The 21,243-nt window shown below is 61.3% G+C and carries 18 protein-coding genes; 6 read left to right on the forward strand and 12 right to left on the reverse strand.

All coding sequences use genetic code 11. The features are described 5' to 3' along the window. The first annotated feature begins 146 nt into the window (after positions 1 to 146). Genes ACYVL5_RS20960 through ACYVL5_RS20975 form a run of 4 tightly spaced genes read left to right on the forward strand, consistent with a single transcriptional unit; the run spans position 147 to position 4,794 of the window. Positions 147 to 590 carry a MarR family winged helix-turn-helix transcriptional regulator gene (locus tag ACYVL5_RS20960; protein ID WP_460597517.1) on the forward strand — a complete coding sequence of 148 codons (444 nt, stop codon included), beginning with the start codon at positions 147 to 149 and terminating at the stop codon, positions 588 to 590. 14 nt (positions 591 to 604) lie between these two features. Continuing rightward, on the forward strand, positions 605 to 2,086 hold the full coding sequence (locus ACYVL5_RS20965; protein ID WP_460597518.1) for a TolC family protein: 1,482 nt from the start codon (positions 605 to 607) through the stop codon (positions 2,084 to 2,086). A 44-nt stretch (positions 2,087 to 2,130) separates the two neighbouring features. After that, on the forward strand, positions 2,131 to 3,216 hold the full coding sequence (locus ACYVL5_RS20970; RefSeq protein ID WP_460597519.1) for an HlyD family secretion protein: 1,086 nt from the start codon (positions 2,131 to 2,133) through the stop codon (positions 3,214 to 3,216). 18 nt (positions 3,217 to 3,234) lie between these two features. Beyond that, positions 3,235 to 4,794, forward strand: coding sequence for an efflux MFS transporter permease (locus tag ACYVL5_RS20975; RefSeq protein WP_460597520.1), 1,560 nt, complete (start codon positions 3,235 to 3,237; stop codon positions 4,792 to 4,794). A 291-nt stretch (positions 4,795 to 5,085) separates the two neighbouring features. Here the strand turns inward: ACYVL5_RS20975 and ACYVL5_RS20980 are convergent, their stop codons facing one another. The 3 genes from ACYVL5_RS20980 to ACYVL5_RS20990 all read right to left on the reverse strand — a co-directional run bounded on the left by ACYVL5_RS20980 (position 5,086) and on the right by ACYVL5_RS20990 (position 6,989). After that, entirely contained in the window at positions 5,086 to 5,358 is a 273-nt protein-coding gene (locus tag ACYVL5_RS20980; protein WP_460597521.1) for a hypothetical protein, read from the reverse strand. 238 nt (positions 5,359 to 5,596) lie between these two features. Continuing rightward, on the reverse strand, positions 5,597 to 6,244 hold the full coding sequence (locus ACYVL5_RS20985) for a hypothetical protein (RefSeq protein ID WP_460597522.1): 648 nt from the start codon (positions 6,242 to 6,244) through the stop codon (positions 5,597 to 5,599). A 22-nt stretch (positions 6,245 to 6,266) separates the two neighbouring features. Next, positions 6,267 to 6,989: an RNA polymerase sigma factor gene (locus ACYVL5_RS20990; protein WP_460597523.1), complete on the reverse strand. Its 723-nt coding sequence runs from the start codon at positions 6,987 to 6,989 to the stop codon at positions 6,267 to 6,269. A 237-nt stretch (positions 6,990 to 7,226) separates the two neighbouring features. Between ACYVL5_RS20990 and ACYVL5_RS20995 the strand changes: the two genes are divergently transcribed. Continuing rightward, positions 7,227 to 7,583: a cysteine rich repeat-containing protein gene (locus ACYVL5_RS20995; RefSeq protein WP_460597524.1), complete on the forward strand. Its 357-nt coding sequence runs from the start codon at positions 7,227 to 7,229 to the stop codon at positions 7,581 to 7,583. Between the two features lie 112 nt (positions 7,584 to 7,695). Here ACYVL5_RS20995 and ACYVL5_RS21000 read toward each other — a convergent pair whose 3' ends face one another. The 9 genes from ACYVL5_RS21000 to ACYVL5_RS21040 all read right to left on the reverse strand — a co-directional run bounded on the left by ACYVL5_RS21000 (position 7,696) and on the right by ACYVL5_RS21040 (position 19,628). Beyond that, positions 7,696 to 9,309, reverse strand: coding sequence for a methyl-accepting chemotaxis protein (locus ACYVL5_RS21000; protein ID WP_460597525.1), 1,614 nt, complete (start codon positions 9,307 to 9,309; stop codon positions 7,696 to 7,698). Between the two features lie 166 nt (positions 9,310 to 9,475). Further along, positions 9,476 to 9,859, reverse strand: coding sequence for a hypothetical protein (locus ACYVL5_RS21005; protein ID WP_460597526.1), 384 nt, complete (start codon positions 9,857 to 9,859; stop codon positions 9,476 to 9,478). Between the two features lie 266 nt (positions 9,860 to 10,125). Further along, a complete protein-coding gene (locus ACYVL5_RS21010; RefSeq protein WP_460597527.1) occupies positions 10,126 to 12,660 on the reverse strand; it encodes an SPFH domain-containing protein in 2,535 nt (844 codons plus the stop codon). Between the two features lie 181 nt (positions 12,661 to 12,841). Next, positions 12,842 to 13,237 carry a hypothetical protein gene (locus ACYVL5_RS21015; protein WP_460597528.1) on the reverse strand — a complete coding sequence of 132 codons (396 nt, stop codon included), beginning with the start codon at positions 13,235 to 13,237 and terminating at the stop codon, positions 12,842 to 12,844. A gap of 73 nt (positions 13,238 to 13,310) precedes the next feature. Beyond that, positions 13,311 to 14,939 (reverse strand): rhomboid family intramembrane serine protease, encoded by a 1,629-nt coding sequence (locus ACYVL5_RS21020; protein WP_460597529.1) that lies wholly within the window; start codon positions 14,937 to 14,939, stop codon positions 13,311 to 13,313. A 5-nt stretch (positions 14,940 to 14,944) separates the two neighbouring features. Further along, on the reverse strand, positions 14,945 to 16,156 hold the full coding sequence (locus ACYVL5_RS21025) for a hypothetical protein (RefSeq protein ID WP_460597530.1): 1,212 nt from the start codon (positions 16,154 to 16,156) through the stop codon (positions 14,945 to 14,947). Between the two features lie 17 nt (positions 16,157 to 16,173). Then, entirely contained in the window at positions 16,174 to 17,238 is a 1,065-nt protein-coding gene (locus ACYVL5_RS21030) for a DUF5684 domain-containing protein (RefSeq protein ID WP_460597531.1), read from the reverse strand. A 150-nt stretch (positions 17,239 to 17,388) separates the two neighbouring features. After that, a complete protein-coding gene (locus tag ACYVL5_RS21035) occupies positions 17,389 to 18,423 on the reverse strand; it encodes a M48 family metallopeptidase (protein WP_460597532.1) in 1,035 nt (344 codons plus the stop codon). Next, positions 18,420 to 19,628 carry a DUF898 family protein gene (locus ACYVL5_RS21040; RefSeq protein ID WP_460597533.1) on the reverse strand — a complete coding sequence of 403 codons (1,209 nt, stop codon included), beginning with the start codon at positions 19,626 to 19,628 and terminating at the stop codon, positions 18,420 to 18,422. Before ACYVL5_RS21040 ends, ACYVL5_RS21035 begins: the two co-directional genes overlap by 4 nt. 611 nt (positions 19,629 to 20,239) lie before the next feature. Between ACYVL5_RS21040 and ACYVL5_RS21045 the strand changes: the two genes are divergently transcribed. Next, a complete protein-coding gene (locus ACYVL5_RS21045; RefSeq protein WP_460597534.1) occupies positions 20,240 to 20,605 on the forward strand; it encodes a hypothetical protein in 366 nt (121 codons plus the stop codon). Positions 20,606 to 21,243: the final 638 nt, after the last annotated feature.

The raw sequence follows: 21,243 nt of genomic DNA on the forward strand, positions 1-21,243 counted from the left end.
ACAATTTTCATAGCTTTGGCCCGACGGCGACCCTTCGAGCCCCCCTTCAAGGAACAATTGACAGCATACTGATTATATGCATAATGACCATCTCGACGAAGAGGGCCAGCGCCCGGACCGACACCGATGAGCGCAAGAGAGAGGATATGTCAGCCAACAAACCACAACAGACACAGCGGATCGTGATCGGGGAGAGCGTCGGCTTTCTGCTCGCCAAGGCCTACCAACGCGCCTGCCTGGTCTTCAAGGAAGAGTTCGAGGGTTACGATCTGACTCCCCAGCAGTTCGGGCTTTTAGGCTTTCTCTGGCAGGAGGACGGCCTCACCCAGACCGAGCTCTCCGCGAGGAGCCAGATCGACCGGACGACCATGGGAGGGCTGATCGACCGGCTGGAGAAAGAGGGGCTGGTAGCGAGGTTCAGCCATCCGGAGGACCGCCGGGCCTACCAGATATGCCTGACCGAAGTCGGCAAGGCGCTGCAGTCCCAGCTGACCCCGTTGGCGTTGCGGGTCCAGGAGCGGGTGGTAGAGAAGCTCGAGCCCGGGGAAGTGGAGATTTTGAAGAACCTTCTGGAGAAGATGCGCAGTTGAGGCGGGAGAATTCCATGTTCAAGAGCATCATCGTGCTGGTGGCCCTCGGCGTGGGCACCGGTATTTCCTATGCCGACACCCTGAGCCTGAAGGACTGTCTGGGCCGGGCGGCGGCGACCAACCTGGGGCTGAAGGCGGCCTCCCGCGACGTTGCCATCGCGCGTGAGCAGGAGACCGTGACGGGGAGCACCCGTCTGCCGCGGGTCGACGTTCAGGCCGGTTACACGGCGCAGCAGGAGCCGCAGGCGGCGAAGTTCGGCGCCTTGATGGCCGAGACCCAGGACGCGGATTTTGCCACCTTCAACCTGGGTATCTATCAGACCCTGTACGATTTCGGGAGGACCAAGGCGCGGGAAGGAGCCGCGCGGGTAGCGACCGATGCCGCGCGGCAGAGCTATGCAGCGGGCGAGCAGGATCTTTTCCTGCAGGTGGTGCGGGCCTACTACGGCATCCTTGAGGCCGGGAAATTCGTGACTGCGGCGAAAGACGAGCTGGCCTCCATGATCTCGCACCAGCAGACCGCGAAGGCGATGTACGAGGAAGGCGTGGTGACCCGAAACGACCTGTTGCAGGCCGAGGTCCGGGTGGCCAACAGCAGGCAGCGGGTATTGGCCGCCGAGAACGCGGTAGAAAACGGCTGGCTGCTGCTGAACTACCTGACCGGCGCCCCCGCCGCCTATCGAGGCGAATTGGTGGAAGAGACCGTGCAGCTCCCGCCCCCCTCCACCGGCTCCCCCTCCACCGGCTCCGCCTCCACCGGCTCCGCCTCCACCGGCTCCGGTTCCACCGGTTCCAACGGTTCCAACGGTTCCACCGTTCTCTCAGCGTCCACCGGGTCCACCGGGTCCACGCCGTCCACCGGGTCCACCCAAAAGTCGGCCTCGGCCCCCCAGTCGGCCCCTTCCCCGTCGGCCCCTTCCCCGTCGGCCCCTTCCCAGTCGGCCCCTCCCCAGTCCGACCTCTTCGCCAGGCGCACCGAGCTGCAGGCCCAGCGTGACGTAGTCGCCGCACAAGACTACCTGGTGCAGGAAGCGAAGACCGACTACTACCCCGAATTCTTCGCCCACCTGGGTCTCGATTACATGCAGAACAGCAAGGTGCGCGAGCAGGCGATCATGTCGGCCACCATCGGCCTTAAGGTGAACCTCTTTGACGGCAACGCCAAGACATCGCGGCTCCGGCAGGCAGTCGAAGCGCGCAGCCGCGAGGAAGACCGCCTGAGGGACCTGGAGCTCAAGATCCGGTTGGAGCTGGCCACCGCCCAGAATGACCTGAAGGTGGCAGCGGCCCGCATCAAGGCGAGCGAGAAGGCCATCTCCCAGGGAGTCGAGAACCTGAGGATCACCAAGGACCGTTATGCGGAGAAGGTTGGGACCGCCACCGACGTGGTCGATGCCCAGACCCTTTTGACCCAGACCCGTACCGACTACTACCAGAGCGTCTTCGATTATGAAGTGGCGGCCGCCCGGGTGAAGCGGGCGACCGGAGAACTGTAACAAGGAACGAGAGCCGAGCCTGGCCAGAGATAGAAGAGGTAACCATGTCCGAAGAGAAAGCACCGACCACCACCGCTGAAGAGGAAACCACCGGCAAGAAAGGGATGAGCAAGAAGAAGCGCGGCGGCATCATCCTTCTCATCCTGCTCATCTGCGCCGGCGTCTTCGGCGGACGCCAGTGGGTCCGCGGCAAGACCCACATCGAGACCGACGACGCCTTTATCGAATCCCATATCCATTCCGTTTCCAGCCGGGTACCGGCCCTGGTGAAGCGGGTGGCCGTGGTGGACAACCAGTTCGTTCACAAGGGGGACCTCCTGGTCGAGCTTGACGACGCCGACTACCGGGCGCGGATGAAGACCGCTGCCGCCTCGCTGGAGATCGCCCGCAACGAGACCTCCGGCGACCAGGCCCAGGTGGAAAGCGCCAAGGCCAGCGTCGGCCTCGCCGTCGCGCGGCTGGACCAGGCGAAGCTGGATCTCCAGCGCGGGGAGAAGCTCTACGCCAAGGAAGTGATACCCAAGGAGCAGCTGGAGAAACTGCAGACCGCCAAGACCGTGGCCGAGATGCAGCTCAAGGAAGCCCAGGAAGGCGAGCGGAGAGCCAAGGCCCTTTTGGGAGCCGCCGGCCCGGGCTCCCGAGAGGCGCGCATCGCGCAGAAGCAGGGCGAGCTGGAAACCGCCGCCCTCAACGCCTCCTATACCCGCATCGTGGCGCCCACCGACGGCTACGTGACCCGCAAATCCGTCGAGCAGGGGAACTACATCCAGCCCGGGCAGGCGCTGATGGCGCTGGTGACCCTGGATGACGCATGGATCACCGCCAACTACAAGGAGAGCCAGCTGACCCACGTGCGACCGGGCCAGCAGGTGGATTTCACCGTCGACACCTACCCCGGGCATGTCTTCAAGGGGACCGTTGAGAGCATCATGGCCGGCACCGGAGCCGCCTTCTCGATGCTTCCCCCGGAGAACGCCACCGGCAACTATGTGAAAGTTGTGCAGAGGATCCCGGTCAAGATCGCCATCGACCGCCACAGCGATCCGCAGCACCTGTTGAGGGTCGGCATGAGCGTCGTCCCCACCATCCTCACCGGCAAACGCTTCGAGGACGTCGTCAAGGGACACTAAACCTCCCCACCTATTTTTATGACAAAAGCTGAAGACGAAAAACAAGTTAACAAGTGGCTGGTGACCATCACGGTCATGCTCCCGGCCATCATGGAGATCGTCGATACCTCGGTCGCCAACGTCGCGCTCCCGCACATGCAGGGGAGCCTCAACGCCGGTACCGACGAGATCACCTGGGTGCTGACCTCCTACCTGGTCAGCAACGCCGTCGTCCTCCCGATGACCGGCTGGCTCGCCCGCATGTTCGGCCGCAAGCGCTTCCTCATGACCTGCATCGTCCTCTTCACGCTTGCCTCCTTCCTTTGCGGCGCCGCCCCAAGCCTCGGCGCCCTCATCTTCTTCCGCGTCCTCCAAGGTGCCGCAGGCGGCGCGCTCATCCCCATCAGCCAAGCCATCCTCATGGAGACCTTCCCCCCCTACCAGCAAGGGATGGCGATGGCGATCTTCGGCATCGGCGCCATGTTCGGCCCCATCATCGGCCCCGCCCTCGGCGGCTGGATCACCGACAACATGAGCTGGCGATGGATCTTCTACATCAACATGCCGATCGGGATCGTGGCTATCGTCATGGCCACCTTCTTCATCTTCGACCCGAGCTATATCAGGCGGGCCAAGGCCAGCATCGACTACTGGGGATTGGCTCTGCTGGTGGTCGGCCTGGGCGCCCTCCAGATCGTGCTCGACAAGGGACAGCAGGAGGACTGGTTCAACTCCCCCTTCATCCTCTTATTCTCGGCCATCTCCGCCTTCTCGCTCCTGTCGCTGGTCTACGTGGAGCTTACCCATCCCCATCCCATCGTGAACCTGCGGCTTTTCAAGAATGTTTCCTTCTCGGCCGGCAATCTCATCATGTTCGCGGTCGGCTTCTGCCTCTACAGCTCCATCATGCTGATCCCTCTCCTGTTGCAGACTCTTATGGGTTATAACGCGACCATGGCGGGCATGGTACTGGCTCCCGGCGGGGTGGCGACCCTCATCTGCATGCCATTCGTGGGTGCGGTCATCCAGCGTTACGACGGCAGAAAGGTCGTCCTCTGCGGCCTCACCATCGGCGCCACCTCGATGTTTATCATGCAGCACTTCTCCTTGCAGGCGGCCTATCCGGACTTCGTCTGGCCCCGCGTGGTGCTGGGCGTCGGCCTCGCCATGACCTTCGTCCCCCTGACCACCCTGACCCTTTCCACCATACCCAAGGAAGAGATGGGGAACGCCACCGGGATGTACAGCCTGCTGCGCAACATCGGGGGGAGCGTCGGGATCGCCATCTCCGCCACGCTGCTTCAGCGCTACGCCCAGTTCTACCAGACCAACCTGGTTGCCCACATCACCCCGTACAGCCCGGTCACCCAGTCCAGAATCTCCATGCTCAAGGCCGCCACCATGGCCAAGGGAGTCGATGCGGTAACCGCCCAGAAAACCGCTCTCGGGATGATCTACGGCACCGTGGTGAAGCAGTCGTACATGCTCTCCTACAACAGGATCTTCTTCATCGTCGGCGTGGCCTTCATCGTCATCATCCCCCTGCTCCTTCTCCTGAAGAAGCCGGTCCACCACGCCCGCCCCCCCGCCGCCCACTGATCGTTTGCTCCGACGGTGGGATGGGCACCCCGTGCCCACCGCGGCTCCGACCAGCGTAGGGTGGGCACCCCGTGCCCACGCGGTCCGACGGTCCTAGAAAGCGGTATCGGTAGGTCCTAAAAAGCATGGTGGACAGAGGCTGCCCACCCTACGAATACGTACTCCCTTCGAAAAGGGTACCCTCCACTTCAAGGGGAGGGACAGGGTGAGGATGGGGTCCGCACCATAAAAAAGAGGCGGAGGGGAAATCCCCGTCGCCTCTTTCTCTATCATCCCATCAGTGGTGCCTACCTACTTCTTCTGGTCCTTCTCCTGCGCCATCCGCGCCTCATGCGCCTGACGGACCCGCTCCAGTTCTGCCCAGTGGGCATCCCAGTCCTTGGTCCTCACCAGCCGCAATGCGAAGCTTCCGAGGATGATGCAGATGCCGAAGAAGACCTGCATGACCTTGAACCCTTGAGCCAGGCCATACACCACACAGCCGATCCCGACGACGCAGATGAGCGTCTCCGCTGAGAAGAGCTGCGCCATCAGCGATTTTTTCCCTTTCTTACCGTCCGTCATCACCCCTCCGTGTCAGAACCTGTCCCGGCAACCGTAGCCGACCGCGGCATTATAGCCTATGCCTCAATCAGGGCACAACCGGAAATAAAGGGAGAAGGCCAGGGCCTATACTCCCCTCGCCCGTTCAGGCGAGAGGGGCAGGCCTATATTGCCCCTTTAGGGGAGAGGGGCGGGGGTGAGGGAGGTATTTAAACAAGTGAAGCACCCTCACCCTCGGAAGGATGAGGGTGCCACCGGTTCAGAACTTCTTCGGGAACTGCTTGGTGATACCGGAAGCGAGGGCGTCGGCGATCATCAGCATGTGCCCCTTCATGGCGTCCCAGACCTGTGCCTCGGCGGCGTAGTCGTTTTTGGCCAGGTCATCGATCTGCGCCATGTGATGGATGCCGTGCGTCATCAGCAGAGACTCGACGGTCTTCTTCGGCCAGTACGGGTTCGCCCCGCTCAGCAATGCCGCTATCTCCGTGGCGTTCCCTTTCAGCTTGTCGGAAGCGGCATCCTTGCCGGCACGATCACCCGCGTAGGAGGCCAGCATGTACTGCTTTACCGCCCCATAGTGTGCCGCCAGCAGGGTGAAGAGCCGATCCGAGGCGGCTTGCCCGTAGAGAGGCTTGATGGAATCGGCTATCGCGTGGGCGTTCTTCACCACGTTCTCTTCGGCCACCTTGGCCCCGGAATCGTCACGGAACCTGGTCATCAGGGCGACGTTACGCACCCAGAAGACATGCCCCATCCAGAGGTCACGGAGATTTTCCCTCAGCATCACAGCCTTGGGCGTTTCCTTCCTGGCCATGTGCTTCTCATGGGCAAAGGAAGGTGAAGCAACCACCAGCGCGGCAACCAGTGCCATCATCATCACGCTGAACTTGAAGATCTTGGCTGACATGTTCGTCTCCTTCTCGCGGGCATCATTGCCCGCCCTCGGCCTGCCCGGTCCGCCCCGCCTGCGGGGTTTCCGAGAGCCGTTTTAATACCCGGGCCACGATGCGATCACAGCGGGCACCGTCGAAGGAATAGGCGCCACCTGCGCCGGTATCGACCAGGCTGGCCAGATGTTCCTGCAGGATCTTCCTGGCCCGGTGATAGCGGGTCTTCACCGTGGCGGGTTCGACATCGAGACAGTCGGCGGTTTCCTGGACCGACATCTCTTCTACCCCGCACATGATGAAGACCAGGCGGTAGACATCGGGGAGGGAGTCGATGGCGGATTCGAGCAGGCGCCGTACCTCCGCGCGGGCCGCTCCCTCCTCGGGATCTGGTATCCGTGAGACCATCTGCGCCATGTAATTCGCCTCCTCCCCCTCCCCCGCTGCATCGAATGAGAGTGCATTCCGTTCGGCGGTGCCGGTCCGCAGCCGCCCGAGCGCCTCGTTAAGGGCGATCCTGGCCAGCCAGGCGGAAAACGGCCCGCTCGCGTTGTACTTTCCGAGGTTCCGGTAGGCCTTGATGTAGGCCTCCTGGACGGCATCCTCGGCCTCGTCATCGTCGCGCAGCACGCCGCGGGCGATCCGGTAGAGGCGGCGGTTGTAGCGGCGCATGATCAGCTCGAAGCTGGCCGCGTCTCCGGACAACACCCGGCCGACCACCTCCTGGTCTGTCATCATCCCACGCTCATCGACTGCGGCTGCCATCGTCTTTCCTCCTGTTCCTACCCTATAGATGCACCGAGTGACGAAAAGGTTCCCAGGTTTTTCTCTCAATGATTGTACTCGATGGGGAGTGGGGCCGCGTTTGACATCCCTCCATGCTGGACTACAATCCGCTTTGTTGCCGGGCTCTAGCTGAGGCACCGGCGGGGAGGCCTCCTTCCCAAGGCAGGGGAGCGAGGATGGGGTCAACTAAGGGTGGAGCATTCCAGGGAGGTAATCATGAAAATCGCCAGTTTCACCGTAATCGCAGCGCTGGTGGCATCGACCGCCATGGCAGCCCAGAGACCTTGTGCGGAGGACGTTGCAACTTGGTGCAAGGACGTGAAGCCGGGTGGGGGGAGGATATTCGCCTGTCTCAAACAGCACGAGGAATCGGTCTCGGCCACCTGCAAGGAGCACCTCAACCAGGTGAAGGAGACCGTGCGCGAAGCACAGCAGGCCTGTCAGGACGACATCGACCAGTTCTGCGGTAACGTGAAGCCCGGGAGGGGGCGGATGATGAAATGCCTGAGACGCCACCAGGGAGAGCTTTCGCCCGAGTGCCGCCAGGTACTGCAGAAAGGGGGCAAAATGTAAATGCCCCTCTCCCCCGATAAGGGCGAGGGAAGATAGTTCGGAAGGGAATAAATAATGCGCCCGGGGCACGTTAAGCCCCGGGCGCATTTCTGCTGAAATATTGCCCCCCTATTTACCCCAACCGGAAGCGCGAGACGAGCGATTGCAGTTGGTCCGCGTGCCGGGAGAGTTCCTGCGACGCTGCGGCGGTCTCGTTGGCCCCGCGAGCCGCGTCGTTGACGATGGTGGCGACGCGATGCACGTTGGAGGAGATCTGGTTGGTGGTGGCCATCTGCTCCTCGGCGGCAGTTGCCATCTGGTTGATCTCCAGGGTGACGTCGTTGATCTGTTGAAGGATCTCCTCCAGCGCCTCCCCCGATTTCTCCGAAGTGGCCGCCCCCCTCTCCACCTCCCGGACACCGTCTTCCATGGCCCGCACCGCCGTCATGGTCTCCGATTGGATGCTCTTGATCATCTCCGAGATCTCGCGGGTCGCCTTGGTCGTCCGCTCGGCCAGGGCGCGCACCTCGTCGGCCACCACCGCGAACCCCCTCCCCTGCTCGCCCGCGCGAGCCGCTTCGATGGCGGCGTTCAACGCCAAGAGGTTGGTCTGGTCGGCGATGTCCTCGATGGTTCCTACGATCTCGCCGATCTGCTCCGACCGCTCCCCGAGGCTTTCCACCGTCTGGGCGCTCTGCCTTACCCGTTCCGCGATCTTGGCCATACCAGCGATGGTCTCCTGAACCACCTCGCCTCCCCGGGAGGCGGATTCGCTCGTCCTGCGCGAGCTCTCCACCGCCTTGGAGCAGTTCAAGGCGATATCGCTGCTGGTGGCGGTCATCTGTTCGGTGGCCGTCGCGACGCTCCCCGTCTGGTTGGCGACCTCTTCGGTACCCGCCGCAATCTTCTGCGAGGTGGAGCGCATCTGTCCCGCCGCCGTGGCCACCAGCGACGAGGCCTGGCTGACCTCGCTCAACACCACCCGCATCTTCTCCACCAGGCGCCGCGACGAATCCGCCAGATGGCCGATCTCGTCGTTTCCGGTCAAGGCCACCGTCACCGCCAGGTTCCCGTCCGCGATCTGGTCGTTGACGGCGGCCAGTTCGGCAACCGGCTTGGTGATGCTCCTGGTGACAAAGAAGCCGAAGAAGAGGCTCAGCCCGGCCGCGATGGCGGAAAACACGATGCTCAGCACCAGTGTCTCCCGGTACCGGCTCTCCGCGTAGTCAGTCGTGTTCCTGAGGAGTTTCTCCTCGTGGGCCAGCATATCCTTGATGGCATCCGTGTATTGGTCCTGCGCACCCTGGTAGGAATTGATCAGGAGCTCACCCGCCTCCTTCTTCCGATTGGCTTGGATCAGGGCCGTGACGTTTTTCTGAACGGCCTTGTAGATCTCACGCTTCTCGTTTACCAGCCCCAGCAAGCGTTTTCCCTCGTCGTCCTGCACCTCCTTCTTGAGTTTGTCGAAATTCTCCAGCGTCGACTTGGTCGGCCCGCCGATCTTGTCGAGCTCCTTTTTCACGTCGTCCGGATTCTCCATGAGGACGGCGTTTCTCAAAGTCAGCGAGTTCTTGTTGATGTTGTCATTGATGGTGTTCAGCATCACGGTTTTCGGCCAATGATCATTGGTGATGACTTTGACCATTCCATTGACATGCGCAAACATGGTGACGGTAAACGCGCTCAGTGCAAGGATGATAACCAGTATCACCCCGAAACTCAGTCTCAGCCTCGTCCCAATCTTCATCGAAATCCTCCCGTAATCTTTCCAGCGTGGTTGCAGACCAATCCATCCTCTTATCGACGTGGTCCACACCGACTGAAGTGAAATAACGGGAAGCCCGACAAAAAAATAGGGCCACCGTGTCGTTCGGTGGCCCGTTACCATCGCCCCTTCGCGAGGGAGGGTGGGATTACTTGTTTGTTTCTTCCGCCTCTTTTGGTACCAGCTTCGAAAGCGTCACCTTGACCGGGAGTTTATAGCCCCTGTCGACCACGACCAATACCGAAGAAGCCTGGGGATTAACGCCACCCCGCATTTCCTTCATGATGACCAGGTAGCGAATGGCACAGCCACGAAATCCGCAGGTCTTCCCGAGTTGGACCACCTCGACCTCCTCTTTGTTGGCCCTGACCCGCGCCCGCGCCGCGTTTATGGCGGCCACGACCGCTTCATCCCGGCGGCAGGCCTCGACGATCCAATCGCCGCCTCCGTCGGCCAGCGACGGGGCAGGTACCGCCGATACCAGAACCGAGATCATCGCCACCACAGCCGCCGTTTTCATCGCAATCTTCACAACCTCACCTCCTCCCGCCAAATATATCCACGACTTCAACCGCCCCCCTGTCCCCCAGGGAAAGGATGGCTTGAGCCAAGTAGGGCGGGCCACCCGTGCCCGCGCCGTCCGACAGCCAGGTAGGGTGGGCACCCCGTGCCCACGCGCTCCGACAGTCTGAGATGGTGGGCAGAGGGCTGCCCACCCTACGAGATACGATACCGGACACAAAAGAGGGCTACCGGTCCTTGGTAGCCCTCATCCTTTTTGCTGACGCTTTGCTTCCGTTACAGCTTCGCCGGCGGCCCGCCATGCCCCCCCTGGTGCGGCTCGGCATGCCTGCGGGCCAGCGCCATCAGGTCGACGCCCGGCAACAGCCGGCTCAACTGCCCCATCAGGCCGTCCACCGCGCTCCCGCCGCCGGTCACCAGCACGTCCGGGACGATCTTGATCGCTCCCTGCTCGATGGCCTGCGAGATGAGCTCGACGATCTTGATCTGCTTGATCGCCTCCTCGCCGATGGCCTCCTGCTGCTTCTCGTAGGCCTGGGCGGTCGCCTCGCCGATGGCGGCGATCTTGGCCGCCTCCCCCTCGCCAATCGCCTTCAGCCTTTTCCCTTCCCCGCTCCCCTCCAGGGCCTTGGCCTCGGCGGAGCCCTCGGCCAGGGTGATCATCTCCGTCTTCTTCTGGGTCGCCACCTTCACGGCGATCTCGGAGGCGACCAGGGTCGGCTGCTGGTCCGCGGTGGCGCGCATCTTCTCCATCTCGGTCCGCTCCGCCTGCGAGCGCTGCTCCATCTTGAACATCTCCTGCTGCTGCTCGGCGATGATCCTTTTCGTCTGGGTCTGCATCAGCTCCTCGGGAAGCCGGATCTGGCAGATGAGGACGGACACGCACTCGACGTGGTAGCGCTCGAGGTCCGCGCGGGCCCTCAGCTCCGCCTTGGCCTGCTCCTCGGAGCGGCTCTGGAGGAAGTTCATCGCCGAGGCGGTGGAGGCCTGGTTGCGGAAGGATGAGTCGATCATCGGATGGATGACGTGCTGGATCAGGTTGTCGATGGAGCCCACCTTGGCGACCATGTAGGGGGCCTGGTCGGGGCGGACCCTGATGACCACCTTGACCGACACCTGGATCGGGAAGCCGTCTTTGGAGATCACGGTCAGCTGGTCGAAGCGCGTGTCCTCCTGGTCGTCCCAGTCGATGGTGATGTTGGTGGTGTCGATGATGTAGGCCATGAAGGCGCGCCGGTTGAGGTAGTAGCGGCCAGGGCCGGCCACCTCTTCCTGGATGCCGCGGAACCCCTTGGGAACCACGTAGCGCTCCTTCCCCTCCTCCTCGGAGGGGTTGTGCTGCGAGGCGCCGAGCCGCTTCTTCATCTCCTCGGTCGGGTCATCGCCGACGTTGGAGACGATGACCCCGACCTGCCCGCGCTCCACTACCGCGACGTTGTCGATCTCGACCGCGAACATGAGCGGGTTGATGTAATAGGTACCGGGGCGGAGCACGTCGAGCTGGGGGCCGCGCTGGCCGTTCTTGGTGAGGAAGGCGGAACCGTCCTGGTAATCGTTATGCCCGGAGATGGGAGCGGCCACGTACTCGCGCTCGGGAAGCGGGAGACCGTCCAGCGCGGTGACCAGGCCGATCTTGTTGGCCTCCACCACCACCGCCGGTGCGATCTGGATGGAGAAGAGGTTCAGGTTGATACGGTAGGTACCCGGCAAGAGCACGTCGATCTGCGGCCCCTTCTGCCCGCCGTTTTTCAGGAAGGCCTCGCCGTTTTCGTAGTTGGAATGCCCCGGCACGCTCTGGGCAAGCAGGCGCCCCATCGGGATCGGTGCGCCGTCCTGGGCGGTGACCACACCGACCTCTCCCTTGTTGATGACCACCGCGGCCGCCTTGGTTACCCGGAAGAGGTTCGGATGGATACGGTAGACGCCCGGCGGAAGGATCTCTGTCTGGGGCCCCTTCTGGCCGCCGTTGGAGATGAAGTCCTGCCCGGACTGGAAGGAGTTGTGCCCGGGGACCACGCCGGCGAAGATGCGGCCGGCGGGAATCGCGGAGCCGTCGGCCGATTCCACCAGGCCGATCTCCCCCTCGCCCACCTTGGTGGCCTGGCTCTTGGTGACCTTGAAGAGGTAGGGATGGATGCGGTAGTTGCCCGGCGGGATGATCTCGATCTGGGGCCCTTTCTGCCCGCCGTTGTTGATGAACGCCTCGCCGTTTTGGTAGGAGGAATGCTCCGCCACCGCATGGGCGAAGATCCTCCCCTCGGGGATGGCTGCGCCGTCGACCGATTCAACGATACCGATCTCGTTGTCGGCTATCTCGGTGACCTTTCCCTTGGTGAGCTTGAAGAGATAGGGATTGATCCGGTACTTGCCCGGGGGGAGCAGTTCGATCTGAGGGCCCTTCTGCCCGCCGTTGCGGATGAAGGCCTCGCCGTCCTGGTAGGAGTTGTGGCCGGTGACGACCGCGGCGAAGATGCGGCCGGAGGGAATCGCGGAGCCGTCGACCGACTCGATGAGGCCGATCTCGTTTTCTAGGATTTCGGTGAAGACACTCTTGGTTGCCTTGTAGATGAAGGGGATGAGGAAATGGAGACCCGGGCCGAGGGTGCGGGCCTGGATGCCGACCTCGTTGCCGAGGGCGACTACCCTCCCCTGCGGCATCTTCTTCCCGAACCAGCGGCGCTCGATCAAGGCGATCTCGTTGCCGCTGACCACGACAATGGAGTTCCAGAGCAGCACGATCAAGACAGCGAGGGCAATCAGGTAGTAGTAGTGGTGACCGATCCAACTGAAAAGCGATGCAGCGTCAAGCATTGAATCCTCCGAAGGTTATCCAGTGTGTAAGTGGTGCAGTATTGTCTCTCGCTTGCCGGCCGGTATCAATCAACCCAGCCGTCCTGGTACCCGTCATGGTATCCGGATCTGTATCCCTCCTCGCATAGGCCCGGGCAACCTCATCACGATATTTGTTCAAGCGCCCCCCCTGGTTGCCTGTTTACCACTTCCTTCTGCACGCCTTCCTGGCCCGGTAGAGGAGCCAGAATGCGATGAGAGGCGGCCCCATTTGGCTTGCTGCGGCTGCCCCGTCACGGCTGTCCCCCGTCACGTTGGCCAGGATGATGGTGGCCAATCCGCTCAGCACGGAAACCGCGGCCAACACGATGCTGAAAAACCACGCGTAGTAGTTGAGTTTGCACAGGCCGATGCCGCTGAAAACGAAGAGAACGGCAAGGGCCAGCATGAAGAAATGGAGCGGCTGGAGACCGTTGCCGGGAAGAAGGAGCAGCACGAACACCATGAGCCCGTACATGATCTGCAACGCACCGAGCACCCTGGCGCTGGTACTTCCGGGAATCGCCTCCTCCTCCAATTCGCCGATGTGGTCTTCCATCAGACACCTCCATCGATCCTTAACGGCCCCGCGAAAAGGGCTGGCACTGGCGGAGGTCCCGCCCCCCCCTCTTTCACACGACCGGAACCACCTGCGGGCATTTCGGGTACTCACGGCATACCCAGAACACGCTTCCGGCGTGCGGCCCGTTGGCGGCCCGGCGACGGCTCATCTTGCCGGAACAGGCGGGGCAGCACTGCTCCTTTTCCCCTGGAGGCGGCGGGACGGCACTCTCCCGCACCGGAGGCGGGCCCGCCCCTTCCTCGGCCTCATCGTCCACTGCCAGCTTCAGCCGGACGCGGGCCGCGGCGGGAGCATCGGGAAATTCCTCCACGAACTGGCGATAGCGCCGGTGCGCCAGTTCGAAATCCCCGGTCTCTTCGAGAAGCCTGCCGCACTGGAACAGCGCGCGCTCGCGGTCGGGAGGAGAAGCATTCCGGTTATCGGCGAGCAGTGAAAACGCACGCAGGGCGACCTCACCGTTCTTCAAACGCAAGGCATAGGTGCCGATGGTATCGACTATCCGCGGCTCGAGCTGGACATGGTACTTGTAAGAATACTCATAGAACGCCTCAAGAGCCAGTTGAGGAGTCTCTTTTAAAAGCGACTCGATGGCCCTGCAGTACAGTGGATCGGCTTCCTCACTGTTGAACACCCTGGATTTCAGACGCGCCATGGCAAGGAGTATTTCACCGGAGTCGGGATTCATTTCCAGGGCAATGTTGAGAGATTTCTCTCCGTCCTCCATCCATTGAGCGGTCTCGGCCGCCTTGATTCCGATCTCGAGGTGACGCTCCTCGATGGCATCGCTCCCCAGTTTCAGGAACCACCCCGCCACCACCATCCCCGTGACCATCCCGCCGAGGTGGACCCAGTGACCGACGTGGGAGTATTTGCCCGCGATCTGCGAAAGGCCGCCGGCCAGATCCGAGTAGAAAAAGAGCCCGATGACTACCAGGGAGTTCAGGCGCAGCTTGAAACTTACCGGGAAAATCAGCGAGAAGATCCCCATTACCGGTACCGGGAAGATCATGCTCTTGAAGTAGCAGCGCACCGCGAAGATTCCCATGATACCGGCGATGGCACCGGAAGCGCCGAGACAGTGGCCGGCGTTCTCCAGAAAGACATATTCGACGGCGACGAAGAGAAGGCCCCCCATCACCCCGGTGAAGAGATACAGAAAGAGAAAGGTCCCGCTGTCGATCCTTCGCTCCACGGCCGAGCCGACCACCCAGAGAAAGGCCATGTTCCCCCAGAGGTGGCCGTTGCTGCCATGAAGGAACATGGAGCTCAGGGCGCTCACGGGAAGGTTCCAGAAGTCCGGGTGCCGGGGGAGAAAGATGAGGTTGTCGGAAATGAGGCCGTCGGGGAGACTGCTCTGGACCGTGTAAAAGATCAGCACGTTCAGGATGATCAAGCCGTAGGTTACACTGGGTATCCGCTCGCTTTTTCGCTCCGATTCGGTACTCATGACCGGCATAAAGGTCAGGTGTTGTTTCAGGATCTCCCAGGGGCCGGAACCGGTCAGCCTCATCTGGTACCGCAGATACATGAAAAGCCCTAACGGCAAGAAGAGCAGTACGAATCCGATCAGCCCGCCCACCAGTTCGCGGGCGAGGATCAGGATGACAACCAGCCCCAGCACCTTGGCTATGAAGGCCTGTTCGATATGGCGATCGAAGTATCCGGTTTCCCTTTCCATCTTCCCTACTTTCCTTTCGATTCGCTGGCCATGCTTTCCTGCCGGCAGGCGATCGAGTCGACCGCAATGGTGGTGATGGGGAGCCCGTCCTCCCCCTTGAAGTTGTACGCGAAGGTCACGTCCATATCGATGTACCGCTGCAACTCTTTGTTCGAGCAGACGTTCTTCCTGATCCCGGGGATTGCGGCCTCCTTGAAGCGCGGTACGTCGAGGCGGTCGGCGGTGAACTTGGAAAGGGTGCAGTTGTAAGCGAGGAGCTTACCGGGGCCCACCGTGACGCTGTCGATGGTGAGGTTGTCATTCACCTTGCGGGGAAGATCCTGCCGCAACTTGGCGACCTCGTGTTTGAGCTGGGTTTCCACACTTTCCACCAGCCCCTCCGCCGAATCCGGCAGGGACCCGTTGAAAGCCCCCAGCATGGCGATGATGATCAGAGGCGTCACCGCGAAGCGCATCAAGAGAGTACGCAGCCTTTGGTCGTTGATCGCCTTGCGCAGCCCCTTGGTCTTCTTTCGCAGCGAGAGGCTGGTCATCACCAGGAGCCCCAGCAGAATCGCGGCGTTGAGAAGAGGAATGAACGAGCCGACGAGGAGAAAGCCCCTGACCTCGGTGTGGATTTCGAGAACGGTGCTGGATCGATGGACGGCGTAGAGAGCAAGAGGAATGGCTACCGCATAGAAGACGGGCGAGAACAGGGAAACAAGGACGGCAAGAAACGCGTTGAGGATGAGGACCGGCGCGTCGGTCGGAAGTTCCGGGCCAGCCGGGGGTGGAACGGCAGCGGCTCTTCGGACGGGCGATTGCGGCGCTGGCGAACCCGCCGCGGCTGAGGCTGGCGCCGACGACGGCAAAGGGTTGGCGGAACTACCTGCGGCAGGTGGCGCCGAGGCCGGCGAAAGGTTGGCGGACCACGCTTCCCCGCGAGGCCCACCCGCGGGTGGTATTGCCGCCGCGGGAGGGAGATCGGGAATGAAAACGGCTTCGGCACCGGTCTCCCGCAGTTTCTCCGCCAGGCGGTTTCCGGTGGATGAGGAGACCGCGCTCGATAGGACCAGTGGTAGCGAAGACAACCGTCGAGCGACTTGCCCAGGAGTGGCTCCTGCGGCACTGCTGCAAAGGAGGGCAATAACCTTCTGCCTGGCCGCCTCGTCCGGGATGGCTTCAAGGACCAGGCGCCCCTTTTCGGCAGGCGCCTTGTCTTTCCCCGTCGTCGTCATGGGAGTCCCTTGCGTGATCATTCCTCGGAGAAGGAGAACTCGAGTTCCTCCTTGCGGGCGCCGTACTGGCACCGGTCAAAACCGAGGCCCGGGAAACAGAGCATAGGGAAAAACAGGAGGCCCACCGCGAAGAGGGCACTCTTGCCGAACTTCTCCGCGAGTGACAGATAGGCAAGTAGAAGAATGGCGAAGCCAACGACCGGAATGAAGAGCAGGAAGAACCACCAGCCCGGCTTCCCGGCAATGAGCATGAGGATATACATGTTGTAAAAGGGAATGATCGCCTTCCAACCGGCATACCCCGCCTTTTCGAACACCTTCCACATCCCCACGATAATGAGAACGATGCTCACAGCGATCAGGATGAGGTTGGTCCTCAGTTTCTGCTTCATTTCAGCGGTGACTTCCGGCTTGGCCTGAGCCGCAGGCTTGGGCGCGGCTGCCGGTTTCGGTACCACCACCGGTTTAGCAGCCGCAGCCGGTTGTGGTGCCGGTGCAGCCTTGGCGGCAGCGGCAGCGTCTGCGCCACCTCCAACGGGCTTTCCACCTGCGGCAGGCTTGGTATCTCCGGCGGGGGGCGCGGGCTCTCCTTTTTGCGATTCGGCCGAAGCCTTCTGAGCGGGCGGAGCCGGAGCCTTGGCGTCCTTGCTCTCCGGAGCCTTGGCGTTCGCGGGTGTGTTTTCCCCCTTCAGCTGGGGGGGAACCGGCGCGGTGGCGGCCTTTTTGCCCGGAGACGAGTTTTTTGCCGCCGGTGCGGATCCGGATGGCCCGGCATCGCTCCCGTTGGTGGCAGCCGGCCCGCCGGGGAGAGCCGCACCGTGAGAAGTCTTCACGCGATGGCTCTTTCTTTTGGCCGTCTTCTTTTTGGCCCGGTGAAAGCTTTTGGCGACGTTCACCTCACTAACCTGGAAGGTCAGCACCACGTCCCGGTTGACCTTGGCCACGACCTGATTGTGGCGCCTCCAAAACGACTCGCAGTCAAGGACACTGCCATCCTTGAGGAAGAGCTGCTTCGCAAAACAGAGCCCGGACAACTGCAGCCAGACCAGGGTAATAATCGCTGCCCGCCACCACATCTTCATGCCTCCCTCCTCGCCCAGCGGCTGAATCCATCACATTTTTCCAATCTCTCAGGGGCGACCGTGACCCGACGGCCCCGCCCCTTGTATAGTCATCCCTTCTCCCCCCGGGAGAGGGTGGCCGAAGGCCGGGTGAGGGTCGATTTTGCCTTATTATCCCCCCCCCGCCAGCACCCGCTGGACCCTTTCCAGCATCATCGGATGATCGTCGAAAAGCTCCCCGAAGCGCGGCCCGTCCCCCGCCATATTGTGGTCCTTGGCGAGCAGAGCCAGAATCTCCGCATAACTGCGGACAGGGATCCTCTTCTCCTTCAGGTACGCCACCGCGGCAGCATCGGCCTCGCGCTCGAAATCCCGCGAATACTTCGCGTCAATCAGCGCGGTCGGCAAGGTGGCGGCAATCGAATGGAACGAGGTGATATCCCCGGTCAGCGTGGCGATCAGGAGTGCGGTGACCGAATTCTGCAGCAGATTCCGCAGGGAGTGACGCCGTACCAGGTGACCGACCTCGTGCGCGAGCACTCCCGTGATCTGGTCGTCATTCTCGGCGATCTCCACCATCCGGTCGGTGATCACCACGATGCCGGAGGGAAGAGCGAACGCGTTGGCACCAATGGACTTGGAGGAGCGGAAGACCAGCCGCCATCCCTGCCTATCCGGGTGCCCGGCCAGCATGGCCGTGAATCGCCGGGTCAACTCCTCCTGCCGCTCCTTGGCGAGCTTCGACGGCTTCAGCGCGATCTCGTCCAACAGTTCGAGCGTGTGACGGCCAAGGACCTCCTCAGTCGCCGGCGGCAGTGCGAAAGCCAGCTTCTCGGCCAAGATCGGGACGCCGAAACGTATGAAACAGGCCACCACGATCACCGTGATGCCGAGGGCGGCGAAGGCCCTCTTGAGATTCATCTCCCACCGGGGGACGACCCGGTTCATCACCCCGTTCTTCCCCTGCCGGCTCAAAAGCTCGTCGAGGAAAGCGTCCGCGGCGCTCTCGGCGACGGCGCCATCCTCGAAGCGCAGGCATCGCCGCGCCTTGCCGAGCCGCTGGTCGATCCGAACCAAGGGCAGCGGATACCCGCAATCCACCCCCTCCCCCGCTACCCGAACCAGCTCGCCGTCCAGGCGAATGGTCACCTCACGGCCACGGGAGGTCTGTCCGTCGTACCAGGTCGCACTGCACCGATCGCTCATAGGCCTAGGTCGAAACCGAGCATGTCACCCAACTCCTCGGAGGCGGCGCCCACCTGCTCCTCACTGGAGGCACGATACACGTCGAAGCCGCCTGCACCGAAGGCGCTCAAACATTCCAGCCGGTATCTCGTCAGCCGGACGGTGGCCCAGGGAGCCAGGAGCCCCAGCGAGCAGGCGACGGCTATCCCGTTGGAAAAATAGATCCACAGAAGATCCCGCAGACGGAGCCGGCAGGAAAAGCGGTGCCGCCCAAGCGTGGTGGAATTCCAGGTGAGGTTGGTCAGGGCGGTGGGGAAATAGACCCCGGCAACCAGGTAGCCGACCACGACCAGAATGGGGATGATGAAGACCATGTACGCCAGACCCTTGTGAAGGACGCCGGCGGTGATAAATACCGCCACCACCGCCGGAATCATCAGCAGGACCGGGACGAAGATCTTGAAGTATTGGTCGGGGGTGGCGTGAAAGCGAAACGGCGTGGTGCCGTAGCGGCTGTTCTCGACCAGGAAACGTTTCTGCCGGTAGATGACGTAGGGAGCGAGGATCCCCATGGTGAACGGGACCAGGAGCTGCCAGAAGAGAAAGACCCGGTACGCCTCGCGGTAATCCGGGTTGAAACCGAAGTGGATGTTTCGGTGGGTGGAGTTTCTGAGGCTGAAGATGCGGGAGCGGACGACCACCCAGGGGAAGACGGCGAAAAAGGCGAGCGTCCAGAATACGGCAAGCTCGGGGCTGAGTTTCGATGTCAGGGAATAGAGGCCGAAAAAGATGCCCGCGATGAACCATCCCTTGAGGATGGCCCACGGGTCAGCGAGGTAGTCGAAGGGGGCGCCGCCCAGCAGCGTGTTGGTGTAGAAGTAGCGGCGTTTCCTGACCTTGGCCCAGGGCGAGTAGAGCCCCAAGGTGACGATCCGCAGCAAGGTGTTGACGATCCAGATACCGAAGTACTCTTTGGCGTTACCGGTGAAGGAAAAGGTGAACGTGCGGGAGACCTCGCGCGGCGGAGAAGGCGGCGGGGAAGCGGCTTCCGGCCCGGCGGGCGGAGGACCGTCGCCGGCGGGTGCCGCGGGTTCCTCCGGCAGTTCGAGGGGAAACACCGACTTGCACTTAGGACAGGTGACCTTGGTCCCGGCCTTCGGGAGAACGGCGGGATCGAGATCCTTGGAGAAAGCGCAGACAGGGCAGACAAGGGTTACCAGACGCATCCGACTCCTTCACCACGAACTGAACTAAAAGTGCCCGGCTCAGCGATTACCCGACGTTTAAAAGGACAAGCTAATTCAAGAACGCACTATAAGTGAATGCCTATACTTTGTAAATTCGAAAATTATGAGCGGCTGCAACATAGTGAAAACTAACCAACTCCGACTTTCGGCCCTCCCCTCATCATTCACGTACTCCGCTGTTCCCAACTCCAAATCGGCCTCACCGCAGCCTAGCCATTCATAATCACGCCGTAATGGCAGCCGCTCCACTTTCCACTATTTGAGAGTGATCTAAAGATTTCAACACCAGTGCGACATTCACCTTTGACAATAGTGAATATTACTTATATATTCCCCTCCAATTTAAACTGAAACAGCATCGCATTTCCACCCATCAGCCCCGCTACAGCTCACCCACCGAAGGGGGACCCGAACCACCGAAGGGGGACGCCCATGCGATTCATGCGTTTCTATGATGGTAACGTGTGTAAGTGGTGAGTGGCGCGCGACCAGGGAGAAACGCATGCAACGCATGGGCGTCCCCCTTGCCCTGCCAGGGAGAAACGCATGCAACGCATGGGCGTCCCCCTTGCCCTGCCAAAAGGAAAATCATGGGCTGTAAAAAAAGATATTTCAGGGAACCAATTGCAGAGATATATGACGCCGCTCGATATTTAGATGCAGCAGTTTCGGCTCACTTGAACGGGCATTATGAAACTGCAAAGAGTCTCTTCATGCTTGCAAACGATCAGAAAGTTTGGAGATGGACAGATTCGATTTGGGGAAGAAACAGCAAATATGTTGTCGTAAGAAAACAGCCTGGAATTCACTCTATGCCTAGGGTAAAGGCCCGCATGCCGGATGCTGCAATGAAAAAGGCATTGCATGAACGAGATGGGTATCATTGGGGGAAAGGAAAAGGGGACAGGCTACTTTTTGAGGGAGTGACGGATGCCGAGAATAGCGCGAGGGGTTAGCGACGGGTTCGTTTTCCATATCCTGAACAGGGGCAACGGCCGTCAGGAGGTATTTCACAAGGACGGCGACTACCATTCCGTCCTCACTTTAATCAAGGAAGCGGTGGACGAATTCGGTATGTCGCTCCCCCGCTGATTGGACCGACTACCTAGACAAGCCTCTGACCGCAAGTGAGGTTGAACGTCTTCGGAGGAGCGTCAACAGACACACGCCCTTTGGGGCCGACCAGTGGTTTGAAATGGTGTACGAAAACCCCTTGGGCTAAAATCGACACTCCATGCAAGGGGACGTCCAAAGAGGGAAAAGTAGCCTGTCCCCTTTTCCTTTCCCGACGGGGCACTGCCGAGAAAATAAAAAAGCGAAAAACTCTTTACACTACCGTGACCGCTAGCCATCAGCTCCATCCTTACGGTATCGGCACTGCAGGTGAAACGACTACGAATAGGTCGGGGGAGAGGGGAATGTTGTCGGTTTTCGCAGAATTGGTTAGAGCGGGGGCCTGTAAACAGTTTTGTGTAAATGGTTCGGCTTCCGGTTTCTACAGATTGATCGGCATCCTGTCCTCAAAGAGGATGGTGAACCGATTCATGGCAGCCTTCCAGTCTCTGATCGGCAGGGTCCATTTCTTGGCAATGTT

This window comes from Geomonas sp. Red276, assembly GCF_054784495.1.